The sequence below is a fragment of the Flavobacterium shii genome (assembly GCF_025847235.1).
Classification (GTDB): Bacteria; Bacteroidota; Bacteroidia; order Flavobacteriales; family Flavobacteriaceae; genus Flavobacterium; species Flavobacterium shii.
In genome coordinates this window covers 175,308-188,990 of record NZ_JAOZEW010000001.1, presented here as the reverse complement: position 1 = coordinate 188,990, position 13,683 = coordinate 175,308, and the positions used below count along the sequence as shown (strand labels likewise).

General features: G+C 30.2%; 11 protein-coding genes. 9 read left to right on the top strand and 2 right to left on the bottom strand.

Annotated elements, in window-relative coordinates:
- Window positions 1-3: 3 nt before the first annotated feature.
- Entirely contained in the window at window positions 4-1,008 is a 1,005-nt protein-coding gene (locus tag OIU83_RS00825) for a PorP/SprF family type IX secretion system membrane protein (RefSeq protein WP_264204383.1), read from the top strand.
- Window positions 1,009-1,415: 407 nt separating this feature from the next.
- On the opposite strand, the gene OIU83_RS00820 is transcribed toward OIU83_RS00825, so the two are convergent.
- Window positions 1,416-2,024 (bottom strand): HD domain-containing protein, encoded by a 609-nt coding sequence (locus OIU83_RS00820; protein WP_264204382.1) that lies wholly within the window; start codon window positions 2,022-2,024, stop codon window positions 1,416-1,418.
- Window positions 2,025-2,524: 500 nt separating this feature from the next.
- On the opposite strand from OIU83_RS00820, the gene hmpA reads away from it, so the two are divergent.
- The 7 genes from hmpA to OIU83_RS00785 all read left to right on the top strand — a co-directional run bounded on the left by hmpA (window position 2,525) and on the right by OIU83_RS00785 (window position 12,761).
- Entirely contained in the window at window positions 2,525-3,724 is a 1,200-nt protein-coding gene (gene hmpA / locus OIU83_RS00815; protein ID WP_264204381.1) for an NO-inducible flavohemoprotein, read from the top strand.
- A 191-nt stretch (window positions 3,725-3,915) separates the two neighbouring features.
- Complete coding sequence (locus OIU83_RS00810) at window positions 3,916-4,932, top strand: T4 RnlA family RNA ligase (RefSeq protein ID WP_264204380.1); 1,017 nt, start codon at window positions 3,916-3,918, stop codon at window positions 4,930-4,932.
- Between the two features lies 1 nt (window position 4,933).
- Entirely contained in the window at window positions 4,934-5,806 is an 873-nt protein-coding gene (locus OIU83_RS00805; RefSeq protein WP_264204379.1) for a phosphatase domain-containing protein, read from the top strand.
- A 303-nt stretch (window positions 5,807-6,109) separates the two neighbouring features.
- On the top strand, window positions 6,110-6,910 hold the full coding sequence (locus OIU83_RS00800; RefSeq protein ID WP_264204378.1) for a TatD family hydrolase: 801 nt from the start codon (window positions 6,110-6,112) through the stop codon (window positions 6,908-6,910).
- A gap of 388 nt (window positions 6,911-7,298) precedes the next feature.
- Window positions 7,299-8,450 carry a hypothetical protein gene (locus OIU83_RS00795; RefSeq protein ID WP_264204377.1) on the top strand — a complete coding sequence of 384 codons (1,152 nt, stop codon included), beginning with the start codon at window positions 7,299-7,301 and terminating at the stop codon, window positions 8,448-8,450.
- 533 nt (window positions 8,451-8,983) lie between these two features.
- Window positions 8,984-9,370, top strand: coding sequence for a hypothetical protein (locus OIU83_RS00790; protein ID WP_264204376.1), 387 nt, complete (start codon window positions 8,984-8,986; stop codon window positions 9,368-9,370).
- Window positions 9,360-12,761: a PIN domain-containing protein gene (locus tag OIU83_RS00785; RefSeq protein WP_264204375.1), complete on the top strand. Its 3,402-nt coding sequence runs from the start codon at window positions 9,360-9,362 to the stop codon at window positions 12,759-12,761. Before OIU83_RS00790 ends, OIU83_RS00785 begins: the two co-directional genes overlap by 11 nt.
- Window positions 12,762-12,848: 87 nt before the next feature.
- Here the strand turns inward: OIU83_RS00785 and OIU83_RS00780 are convergent, their stop codons facing one another.
- A complete protein-coding gene (locus tag OIU83_RS00780) occupies window positions 12,849-13,247 on the bottom strand; it encodes a helix-turn-helix domain-containing protein (protein ID WP_264204374.1) in 399 nt (132 codons plus the stop codon).
- Window positions 13,248-13,420: 173 nt separating this feature from the next.
- Between OIU83_RS00780 and OIU83_RS00775 the strand changes: the two genes are divergently transcribed.
- The gene (locus OIU83_RS00775) at window positions 13,421-13,567 is read left to right on the top strand and encodes a hypothetical protein (protein ID WP_264204373.1); all 147 of its coding nucleotides are present in this window, start codon (window positions 13,421-13,423) and stop codon (window positions 13,565-13,567) included.
- The last annotated feature ends 116 nt before the right edge of the window (window positions 13,568-13,683 follow it).

The following is a 13,683-nucleotide window of genomic DNA, read 5'->3' as shown; positions in this document are numbered from 1 at the left end:
ACAATGAGATTAAGACTATTTATTATAATTATTACCTGTTGCTTTTATTCAGAATCAAGAGCACAGGACCCAATTTTTACACAATATTTTTTAATTCCCGAAACCCTAAATCCAGGTTTCTCGGGTTTTATGGAAACCACATACGCAGGGATTGTACACAGAGAACAATGGCCCGATTTGGATTTAAAAATAGATACCGATTATGCATTTGTCAATACCTGGGACGAAAACATGAATAGCGGTTATGGTATAAGTGTTTTAAATCAAAGAGAAAACCTAACCAATTATAATTACACGCAAATTAATGCCAATTATGCTTATAGAGTAAAGCTTAACGATACTTGGTATTTTCGACCTGCTGTCGAAGCCGGTTTTGGATTAAAATCATTTGCATTCCAAAACCTATTACTCGAAGATCAGATTAATATAAGAACAGGAGTTATAAATTCAAGTTCAGTAGATCCGATGTTGAAAAATGATAAAGTCAATTTTTTCGATGTCTCAGCAGGTATGGTTTTCAACACCGAAAGTCTTTGGATTGGATTGTCTATGAAACACCTTAACAGACCCAATATTTCGTTTGCTGCAAACGGAAATGTGCCTTTGGATACATTCTTTTCCCTAAGTTCGGGTTATGAATTTCTATTGGCAGATTATGTCGATGTGTTATTTCTTCCGTACGAAACCAAAATGCTCATTACCTCCAATTATATGCAACAAGGACGTTACAATCGATTTGATTTAGGGACATCAATCCAGTTCGAAAAAATATATTTTGGAGCAACAGCAGTTACCAATCCATCAAAAAACGGAATAAACAGAGAGTTACTTACCTCAATAAATCTTTTTACAGGATTGCAATATGAAAATTTAAAATTAGGACTTTCCTACGATTTAAATACCTCAAGTATGGGAAAAACCGGAGGCGTTTACGAAATCTTACTAACGTATCAATTTAATCTAAGCGTAAAATGTTTCGGCTGTCCTAATTACACAGGAAAGCGATAAGTTTTTATAAAGATATAAATATTCTTTTGGGCGTGTCCCGCCGAAAAAAGCGGGTCAGGCTGTGCGCTATATCTTTTTTGGGCGAAAATGCCCAAAAAAGGATGCCGCTCCCATCCTTCACGCAAACCCCGATTATGGAATAAACGATCGTTTTTATATTGTTATAAATGTGTTGTTTTTCGTTCCCAATTTTCAGTAGTGATGCACCGCAGTGCGGCTAACATTTTGTGGTTAAACGCAAAACTGTTGACGAAATGAATTTAGCTTTTAAAAATATATATAAAATCTCGATTTAGTCCTATATCTACAAGATCAAGTATTGTTATCCTAACAAGTTTTTAAAACCTGTTAGGTATTTTTATACGTATAAATGTATTGTGGGAGACACACTGCTGTGCGCCTCTACATCATACTGCAATCTCTTTTTCAATATTCATTCTCGCTTTCTCCTCATATAAACTCCTGAATTCTTCTGTCTGAAAAATATATTCATTTTCAAGAAAATGTTTCAATGCTTTTGCGCGTCCGGGTTTGTATAGGAAATCAGGATAAATGCGATATTCTTTTCTGATTTGTTCAAAGTAAATTTGATAATCCTCCCAATCTCTGGCGAGAATCTTCAAGTCAAAATCAATCAACCAATTAGTATCTTCAATTGCATTGTGTTGATGTTGCTGCGTTGCGCAAATAGTATCAAAAACCAATTGTTTATCAAATGAGATACTTTCAGGTAAAATCGATAACGCATATTCGGCACTTTTGAGTTCATTATCTTTTTTGGAACTTTTATAGATATAATCATGATAGAAAATAGCAAATAATATTTCATTAGGTTTTTGAAGTTTATCTCGATACGTTTCAAAACTAGCAATCATATCTTTTATATGCGATAAGTTATGATAATGCCTTGATTTATTCGAGTATGCTTTTTTCAAATCCAACCAATTTTTCTGAATCTCATTCTCTTTAAAACCAATATTTAAGAGTAATTCGGTATATTTTTCTTCTAAATTCATAAGGCTAATTTACATAAAAATAGAAATTTTTCTTAGTACGCAAAATAATTGCGTACCAACTGTAAACCTTTGTATCATCAAAAAGAAAGGCCTTGTAGCTTAAAAGGAAAAGCCTACAGAAAAATACTAGCTGTAGAGTTTGCGGATATTCCGGTTAGACCCGTGCGGACTAATGGGTAGAATTTACAGAAGCACCGAAATCGTTAGGGAAAGTAGGGAAGCGTATTTAGAGCCGCAATGCCCGAGAGGGAATATGAGTTCGAATCTCATCAAGGTCACAATTTTACCTTTATTTTGATTCAAAACGCCTTATTTATAAGGCGTTTGTCATTTATAAATGATTTTAAATTCCCACAATATCCCCACATCGATGTCACCAAATTAAATTTAGAAAGTGTTAAAAGGCTTGAATAAAGTATTGTTTTTATGGCTTTGTGATTTAAATCATAAAAAAGAATTAGTGTCAAGATTAGCTTTGTGGGAAATTAAAAAAATATATTATGAATAATAATCAGAAAGAATTAATAAAAGCTACAATTCCAATTTTGCAATCATCAGGAGAAGTCTTAACAGACTATTTTTATAAAAGAATGTTTAAACATAATCCAGAATTAAAGTCAGTTTTTAATATGGGAAATCAATCCAATGGTAAACAAAAACAGGCTTTAGCAGGAGCTGTTTTGGCTTATGCAGAGCATATAGATAATCCCTCAGTTTTGATTAATGTTTTAAAAGGTATAGGAAATAAACATGTTAGTTTAAACATCCAAGCCGATGATTATGCTATTGTAGGAGGACATCTTATTGCTTCTATTAGCGAAGTCCTGGGAGAAGTTGCAACACCAGAATTAATTTACGCCTGGACTATAGCTTATAGGGAACTGGCAGAAATTATGATTGGTATAGAAGCCGAACTCTATCTTAATAATGAAAGTATAACAAGCAGGTGGAATGGCTGGAGAAGTTTTACGATAAAAGAAATTGTTAAAGAATCAGATGAAATTAAATCATTTTATTTATATCCCACCGATGGTAAAGGAATTGCAACTTACACCGCAGGGCAATATTTGAGTGTACAAGTATTTGTAGAACAATTAGGATTGGTACAACCAAGGCAATATAGTCTCTCTAGTTCCTTTAATCCAAAATATTATAGAATATCTGTAAAAAAAGAAACTAGTTTAGGTGTTCATCCCGAAGGAATGGTTTCGAATACGCTGCATAAAATGAAAGTGGGGGATGCTGTGAATGTATCAGCTCCTGCAGGTAGTTTTTCATTGCAAAACGTTGATGTACCAATCGTTTTAATAAGTGGTGGGGTTGGAGTTACCCCTTTATTGAGTATGCTGGAAACCAACCAAAAAAACAATCAAAATAAAACGGTCTGGATTCATGGTTGTCGCAATGAATCGGTACATGCTTTCAAAGAGGTAATTAATTCTATGGAAGAAGAATCGGACTGGTTAGAAACATTTTTGTTTAATGAAGACAGCGAACAAGATGTTGATGCTAATGTTATCAAAGGTCGAGTTGACTTGCATCTTTGTAAAGAAGCGATTTTACTTAAAAATGCTCAATATTATTTATGCGGACCAGCACCATTTATCAAAGCTCATTATGAATCATTAATTAGTTTTAATATTGATAAATCAGATATTTTTTATGAAGAGTTTGGGCCTCAATCGTTTCGTCTAAATTAATTTTTAACCCTGCTAAAAGCAGGGTTTTTTATATCTTTCAAAAATTACTTTTAGTATATATCGAATTACTAAAAACAAGGATCATTGCAATGAAACAACTATCTGAATACAAGTATGAAGATGAAAATAATTTTAATTACGCAAAATAACTGCGTAGTAATTTTTGAATCTTTGTTTAAAGAAAAGAAAAAATGAATACAGTACTTTTAAAAGAGATGATATCCCAAAATTATATTAGAGTGAACAAACACCCTAATTATGATTTATATATCTATAATTATACCCAAAGTGCTCAATTCGAAAGAATATGGAATGATGTTACATTAAGTTGTAGAGGATTAATCTTAGATGAAAATTTTAAAGTCGTTGCAAGACCATTTCCTAAGTTTTTTAATTTAGGCGAAATGGAAAATCAAATACTTCCTGATACAACTTTTGAGGTGTATGATAAAATGGATGGTTCAATGGGAATTTTGTATTGGATAGATGAGGTTCCATTTATAGCTAGTAGAGGTTCATTTGCAAGCGACCAATCCGATAAGGCAAACGAAATGTTGCACGGGAAATATAAAGACTCATGGACATTATTGGATAAAAGCAAAACGTATTTATTCGAGATTATTTATCCCGAAAACCGAATTGTTTTAGATTATGGTTCTTCCGAAGAGTTGGTTTTACTAGCAATTATCGATACACAAACGGGAGTAGAATTTCCGCTAGAAGATATTGGTTTTCCTGTAGTTGAAAGATATGATGGAATTAAAGATATTCTGACTTTAAAAGAAATGGATACCACCAACAAAGAAGGTTTTATTATTAAATATTCGAATAATTTTAGAGTGAAAATCAAATTTGAAGAATACCTTCGTTTGCATCGAATCATTACACAGGTTTCTAACCTAAATATTTGGGAATATCTCAAAACAAATCAATCAATGGAAGAAATTCTGGAACGCATTCCTGATGAATTTTTTGATTGGGTGAAACAAACCAAAGCCGATTTAGAGAATAAATATTTAATAATAGAGAACCAGAGCAAAGCAGATTTTAAAGTATTAGATTCCCAGAAAGAAACAGCCTTGTATTTCCTGACTTGTCAATATTCAGGTGTATTATTTGCAATGCTAAATGGCAAAGACTATTCAGAGATTATCTGGAAAATGATTCGACCAACATTTGAAAAACCGTTTAATAAAGGAGAAGAATAAAATGAGAAAAGTAATTTTAATGAAAGGATTGCCAGGAAGTGGAAAATCGACTTTGGCAAAAAAGATAATCTCAGAAAATCCAGAAACATATAAAAGAATCAATCGAGACGATTTACGTGCGATGTTTGATAACGGAACAACGAGTAAAAATAACGAGAAGTTTGTAAAAAAAGTTCGTGACCTATTAATCGTAAAATGTCTAGAGGAAGGAAAAAGTATTGTGGTAGATGATACCAATTTATCCGAAACAAACTTGAAACGAGTTACGCAATTGGTTCAGGAATACAATACAAAATTCAGCGAAAATGTAACTGTTGAGGTTCTCGAAGTAAATACAGATGTTACGGTTTGTATTGAGCGAGATGCTTTAAGAGAAAAACCAGTTGGAGAAAAAGTGATTAAGAAAATGCATCGACAATTTTTTAAAGATTCTCCTGAATACGCAATCCAAAACCCAGAATTGCCAAAAGCCATAATCTGTGATCTTGACGGAACATTGGCTTTAATGAACGGAAGAAATCCATTTGATGCAAGTAAATGTGATCAGGATTTAATAAATGAACCCGTGGCAAACGTGTTAAGGAATTACAATAAATTAGGTTATAAAATACTTTTGGTTTCAGGAAGAGAAGATAGATACAAAGAACCAACGTTGAGGTTTCTTGAAAAACATACAATAGAATTCGATGACTTAATTATGCGAAAAAGTCAGGATAGCCGAAAAGATTCTATTATAAAAACGGAAATCTATAATGATTTTATCAAAGATAAATACTTTGTAGAGTTTGCTCTCGATGATAGAAACCAAGTAGTAGATACATGGAGAAATGACCTGAAATTGCCGTGTTTTCAGGTGTATTATGGAGATTTCTAAAGGTTCAGAGAGGCAAAGGTTCAAAGGCTTTTAACCGCAAAGTTCGCTAAGATTTACGCGAAGTGCGCAAAGAATTATTTCACGCAGATTTTGCAGATTCAGCGGATTTTTAAAATCCTTTTAATCTTATTAATCTGTGGCAAAAATAAAAACTCTGCGACTCCGCGGCTTTGCGCGATTAAAACAAACCAAAGAATAAAATTTAGTGCCTACATGACAAAAAACAAAAATAATTATATAAAGACTCAAAGTGAGAAAACCTTTGTACCTCTGAACCTTTGAGCCTTTGTAACTTAAAAAAAAATGAATACATATATAGATATAGGAATTAATTTAACCAATAAACAATTCCATAATGACATAGACGATGTCGTACAAAACGCATTAGATGCCGATGTATCACAAATGATACTTACAGGAACAAGCGTAAAAAATAGTGGAGCTTCGGCTGAAATGGCAAAAGAATATCCCGGAATATTATACGCAACAGCAGGAATTCACCCGCATGATGCCAAGAGTTTTGATGTGCAGAGCATTTCGAAACTGCGAAATTTATTAAAGCAAAAACATGTAGTTTCGGTAGGAGAGTGCGGACTCGATTTCGATCGTGACTTTTCGCCCAGAAATGTACAGGAATTGTGTTATAAAGCCCAATTAGAATTAGCAATCGAAGTTCAGAAACCTTTGTTCCTGCACGAGAGAGCTGCTTTTGCAAGATTTATGAGCATTACAAAAGACTATTTGCCACAATTACCAAAAGCTGTGGTACATTGTTTTACAGGAAGTTTACAAGAAGCTAAAACCTATCTCGATAACGGATTTTATCTGGGTTTTACGGGAGCGATTTCTGATGTTAAACGTTTCAGTCATTTAAAAGAGGTGATTCAATACGTTCCGCTTGACCGAATGATGATCGAAACCGATGCGCCATTCATGCTGCCAAAAAATGTTCCAAACAATCTCTTAAAGAAATACCACGAACGCCGTTGCGAACCTGCTTTTCTGCCTTTTGTTGCAGCTACTGTTGCACAGTTTAAAGGAATTTCAGGAATTAAAATTGCGGAAGAAACTACTAGGAATGCTAAAAGCTTTTTTGGAATATAGAATAAACCTAATCTGTTTTAAAGCATAAATGCTCAGAAGAATTTAGATGATATTGAATAATAGATTTGGACAAATCCTATTTCCATTTTTGAATTGGCTCCTGCTTTAGCTGGAGTGATAAAAGGAAATATAGATGTGGCTTTAGCCGAAATATTTAGTTATTTGGCTAAAGCCACATTCATTATCATCAATTCTTTAACCTCCAGCTGAAGCAGGAGGCAATTCAGAACTTTTATGTTTTTAAAATTGGTTAGGTTTTATATTTAAGCGAATTTATTATAATGATTTGTGGTTTATTATTTGTTAATTTGAAACCTTATTACAAATAATAAGTACCAAAAAAACAATTAAATTTAAATATTTTACGAGATAAAAAATAGATTAATTAATGAGTTTTAAATCAATATACTATATAAGTAATAAAATAATTCTTCTTGTATTTATTGTCTTAGCATTTTCATGTAAAAAAGAAGTTAAAACAAAACATAAAAAAATCACTAAGGATACCATTTCGGCTGTAGAACCAGAAGAGGAAAAAATAATTCTCACAGAAATAGAAAGCAATTTTTTAAAAAGACTTATAAGCGAAGAAATTGGTAGCCAAAAATATAAGGAAATGCAAATAAGTGAATCACCTTATTATGTTTCATTTGCAAATGATGGCGATCCTTATACAGTTTCATTTTCAATTTTTGAAAAAGGTGATTTTAATAATGACGGAATCATTGATTATGTAATTAATAGATCATCTGAAGGAATGTTGGGAGGAAATGCAAACACAAATCAAGATTTTATTTTTTATATTATGAAAGATGAAATTAAGGAGAAAGAGTCACATAGTATTCTTGCATATGCTCCTTTTTCATACAATATAATTGACGAAGCAAATTTTATTGATAATAAATTTAAAATTAAGGTTACACAAAATTTCAGAACATATTCTAGTTCGGTAGAAGATTTAAAATCTACTTCATTATCATTTATATACAAGAATGGTAATCTATATGAAGAATCGTATTTGTCAAGTTGCAAAGCTGCAAAATTAAAATCAAAAACCATTTTTAATGATATTCCTGGAGTAGAAACGCGTACCAGAAGTATTGAAATGCATAATTATACGGAAACTATCTTAGAAGTATACAGAAAGAATGATACTATAATTAATGCAAGTGTAGGGGGGTGCGATAATTTAATGTTAGAGTTTAATGCGTTTTATAAAGTAGATCCAGATAAAATAAACGATACTGAATTTAGAGAAGAAACTGCCATGCAATTTTTAGAATTCTTAGCTAAGAATACGCAGTTTTCAAAAGAAATTAATGTTGCGATAAACTATTATGAAAACAATGCCATAACCGATAAATACATCGAAAAAATAAAAGGGTATGGCTTTAGGATTTTTATTCGAAAAAACAAGGAAGACAAAGAGGAATTAGAAATTTCAGTTCAAATTGATAAATTAGATAATCCATATCAAAAAGAGAATTGGGAAATTACAACACGCAATAAAACTGCTCCACCTGATGATGAAGATTATTAGTTTTTGTTAGGAACAGAGGGACATAGGAACTAAGATGCAAAGTGACAAAGGTGCAGAGGGACAAAGGAATAGAAGGAACTGAGGCGCGAAGAAGCAAAGGGACAGAGGATAAAATTTAGAAACATTCAGCATAGAATAAAATAAAACCAAGAGTGTAAGAAACTTTAGTTTTACACAAAATAATCCCAAACTTGTCATTTCGACGTAAGGAGAAATCTCCACGAGTAGCTCGACATTAAACTTGAGCTTTTATCAAAGTTTCTTACACTCTAGGAATAAAACTCTACGGCTTTAGTCCTATGAAAAATCAGGTGTTTGGTTTGAAAGTTTATTGTTTTGTTATATTTGAAAATTTACGGAAAATCGTAAAATTATTACTAAAATGTTATTCATCTTTGATCAAAATGTTTTTAATATAAAATAATCAAAGTACGATTTTAATTAGAAAAATGAAAGTATATTAGAGGAGAGGAAAAAGTTTATTTAGGAGTGAGATTTATTTCTAAGAATTAGTTAAAAAATAAATAAATATTATGGAACCAATTACAATGGCAGTTATTACACCTTTTTTAATTGAATTAGGAAAGAAAGGAATCGAAAAATTTAGCGAGAAGGGGTTTGAAAATATTTCAGAAGGAGCAATTAATTGGATTAAAACATTATTCTTTAAAGATGATAAACCTAAAAAGGCATTACTTGAACTTCAAGCAAATCCTGAAAGTAAAGAAAAACAAAATATTGCAAAAGCACTTATTGAAAACTCTATTGAAGATAATCCTGAATTTGAAATTCATTTAAAGGAAATTTTAGAAAAACTTCCAAAAGTTGAAAATACAATTACGAATAGTAAAAACGTAAATATTGGTAATGTAAACACAGGAGGAGGAGATTTTAGATTAGGAGATAATTATGGAGCTTAATAATGTAAATTTAGGAAATATTGATAGTGGCGGAGGGGGAGTTCATCTCGGGAACAGTATTACGAATGTTTTTGAAGGATTATCTTTTTTACTTACTGAGTATAAACAACAATTAGAGGAGATTAATAATCTGATTTTGTCTTTTAAACCTAAGACGGCACTTCATTTACTTAATGGATTAGAAGACAGAATAAAAAATGGACAGGCTGAAATCGATAATAAAATAAAAAGTAAATTACTTTATTTAAAAGCTCTATGCAAAAGTGATCTAGCTGAATACTCTAAGGAAGACTCTGGGAAAGATTTTATTCAAGCATATTTATTGAATAATCAAGATGAAACTCTAAAAGAAAGAGCTTGCGTTGAATATCTGAATTTAAAAGATAACGTAAAAGCAATAAAATTATCTGATGAAATAATTCAAATTGATGAATATAATATAAGTGCTTGGTTTGTAAAAGTTTTAACCTCTGATGATATTAAGAATTATCTTAAGTCTGTGCCTGAAATTGTATTTGATAACTATGGTTTTCAGCAGAGTGTCATTTATCAAATTGTTCGAATTGAAAATTCAGATTTTTTTGAAAACTTAAAAGAATATGGGTTTGAGTTAAATATTGATTTTGAAAGATACAAGGAAGTTACATTCGATAATAAAACATCATGGTTAATTGTTATAGATTTGGCACTTACTAAAATATTTAACAAATATCCAACAAAATATATTGCAGGGGAAAGATTTCTCTTGGAAGAAATCCCTGAACTTGTGCTTACTATCAGTTTAGCTGAGATTTTTGTTAATACATTAGATAAAACAGAAATATCTAATACCATTAGTCACCAAAAGTTTTATTATTACTATTTAAGTTATGTACAAACATATAATGATAATGATTTTGAAAACATTAATAAAGCATTTCAAGAGTTGCAAAAAAACTTTTGGTTTTACACATACTTTATGTGTCAAATTCTGAATCATAGAAAGGAATACGAAAAAACACTTGCATTATTGGATGATTATGAAAGTTTAAATGGAGAATTAAATAGTGAATATTTTCTCTTTAAGTCTGTTGTATTTCATTTGTTGGGAAAAGATGACGAAGTTGAAAAATTATTTGACCAGTATTTACAATCAATAGATGTTCTAAATGAAAGGCATATTCTTAATATTGATAATGCGTTCTTTAGTGTTCAAACTAAAAATTATGATAAAGAATTGTATAATAGAGAATTAGAAAAAGTTTTAAAAAAAGATTTTAGTTTTGATGAATTAAAAGTTTTTTTTGAAATTTTAATAAAAGTGATATATATAAAAGAGTATGATAGTGAAGAAATTTATGAACGGATAATTCAAATAAAGGACTGTAATTTATTTGATGCTAATTGTAAAAATGTAATAGCTAATAACCTAGACTTAATAGGAAAGGTAAAAGAAGCCATTAATTATATGGAAACTTATATAGATAAATCTAAAATATCAGTTTCTTTAAGATTATATATAATACTCCTTCACAAACAATTGCACGATAAAAATGATGAGGAAAGAGGTAGATATAAGGAATTGTTAGAACTATTAAAATTTTGGAGAGAGAATAATTCATACATAGATGAGCTATTACTTGGATTTGAACATAATTTCTATTTCGAGATAGATGATGTGAATAATCTTGAAGAGATAGATAAACTTTTATGCAAAGAATTTCCTAATAATGAACAATATCTATTTTTTTATTTAGCGACTCTTGAAAGGAAGAAATCATTTGATAAAATTAATGAAATCTGTACAGACATTAAAACCGTTTTTGATGATGAAGCTATTGGGCTAAATATTAGCCATATAATGATTCGCAATAATATTAAGATTTCAAAAGGATTTGAAATTTTATATAATCTAGCATTCGATATTAATAATACTAATGCGAGAAAAAACTATTTTACAGCTTCATTATTACTTAAAGATTTTTTTGAACAGTATGAGGAAGTGGCATTAGGTTATTGGGTCGCATATAGTGTAAATGGAAAAATTGAAAAGAAGAAAATTACAAGCGCAGGAGGATTAAATAAAAAATTTATAGGTAAGAAAAAAGGAGAATCCTTTTCCACTAAATCTCCAATGTCTAATAATCTTAATACAATTGTAATCATTGAGATTTATAATGATGCTATGAAATTGTTTAGAGATATTTCAGAAGAGGCAAATAACCCAATTAATGAGTTAGGTTTTGAATCGCTTCAAATACCTCAAGATGCGGAAGAAATGAAAAAATTTCTGATTGAACAATTCGGAATTTCGGGCACTCAAGAAAAGGAAAGAGTAGATAATTTTCTAAATGAATATTATGATTATAAAGTTGGTTTTACAGAAATAGTAAGAGGAGTCTTTAGAGAAAATCATATAAATGCGTATTCACATTTGACCAGTATTAGGGGATGTAAATATACTACAATACCTATTGCATTTTCCCAAAAGATTACTTCTAGTCATGAGTTGGAATTTATTTTAGATTTCAGCACATTATTATTACTATTTTCTTTAGAAAGAGATATGGATTTTAAGTTTAAGCATAAATTTAAAATATCTTATTTGATTAAGAAAGAAATAGAAGATGAATTACTAGAGCTTAAAAATTCGCCAGAATCCTCGATGAGTATTGAAATTACTACGGAAGGAATAACAAGATATGATATCCCCGAGAATTATAAAGAAAAGAGAGCAGAATTTATAAATTCAATACTTGTCTGGATTGATAAAAATTGCGAAATTGATTTTGTCGAAGAAAAATTAGATTTGGTTCCAAAATTGAGGCAAAATGAAATAGGATTTGATTCTAATTTTATGAAAATATTAGTTGATTATCTGCATTTATCAATGAGGGAAAATCATAAATTAATTAGTAGCGATAGTACTTTATTTTTATTTAAAAGAAATGCAAATTTAAGAGGTAATATAGTTAATCCCGAAAAATACCTAATAACCTTTTATCCTGAAAAATGTAATACAGAATTTTATAGATTCTTATTAAAAAGTAATTATTTAGGTATTGATATTAATCTTGAAACTTTGAAAAATGAGTTTTTTGATTTTATAACAGGTAGAGAAAATTATTATCTTTTAGTCTTGGAAAACTTGCAATATTCTGTAAATCGTAATCCTAATATAATTATTGTATGCATTAATTTTCTAAAATATCTATATCTAAGTAATACCATAACAGTAAAAGATAAAAATAGATATTCTTCAGAATTATTTAGAAATACTTTTTACGGAATGCCTATAGATTTGATTAATCAATACGAAAATATTTTAAAAAAAGAGTTTAAGCTATTAGGAGATTATTATGAAGAAGTTTTAAGCGAGTTTTATGCCGTAAAAAATCTTTATTTTAAGTAATTTAAAAGAGTTAATAATTTCAATAAACCAAAAAAGCTCAAACTTTAAAAATTTGAGCTTTTTTCAATTTTATATAAAAAGAAAATATTATTTCCCTTTCAGCAATTTTTCTAAATACTCAACCTTTTCTTTTTCAGCCAGAACCAAACGTTCGTAAAGCTCAACAACTTTATCAAGAGGATTGAAATTACAAGAATTAAAAGGACCATTTACCTGACCATGATTAGCACTATTATCATAGAAGGTATTGAAATAGTTAAAAACAGATTCTTCCGAAAAGTTTTCAATAGCTTCTACAGTAACTCCCAGAGCTTTTGCAATTTCTAGCAGTTTTTTAGAATCAACTTCCTCACTTCCTTCAATTCCGGAAATAGCTTGTTGGTTTGAACCAATAGCTTGTGCAAGTGCTTCTTGTTTCATACCACGAAGCTCTCTTATTCGGCTTATATTTCTGCCAATATGTTTAGATTTTGTTGCTGTGCTCATAATTCAAAGGTATTTAAAATTCTTTAAAAAAGTAGTAATCCGTAAAAAACACGTTTGATTTGATAAAATACGGTTTAGGTTGTTTTTTTGTATAGCGTAAATATATGCTTTTTCTTACTTTGATTAAATACATATTTCAAATCTATATATTTGCATTATAAACTTCATGAAGTATGAACTACAAAATATCATTTCAGGAAAGAGCTAAGTTAGGCATGGAGATACTATCCAAACAATCTCCTGTTACCTTAGAAAAAGCAAGAGCGCAAGCAGAACGTTTGAGTCAAGCCAGCAGATCAAAAGTGAAGAAACAGCGCTAATAAAACAATTTTGTAATCGACACCGTTTTTTATCTTATAGAAGACTTTTATAAACTTTAACTAAAAATAAAAGTTATATCAATAAAACAAAATCGCCCCGTTTATCAGGGCGATTT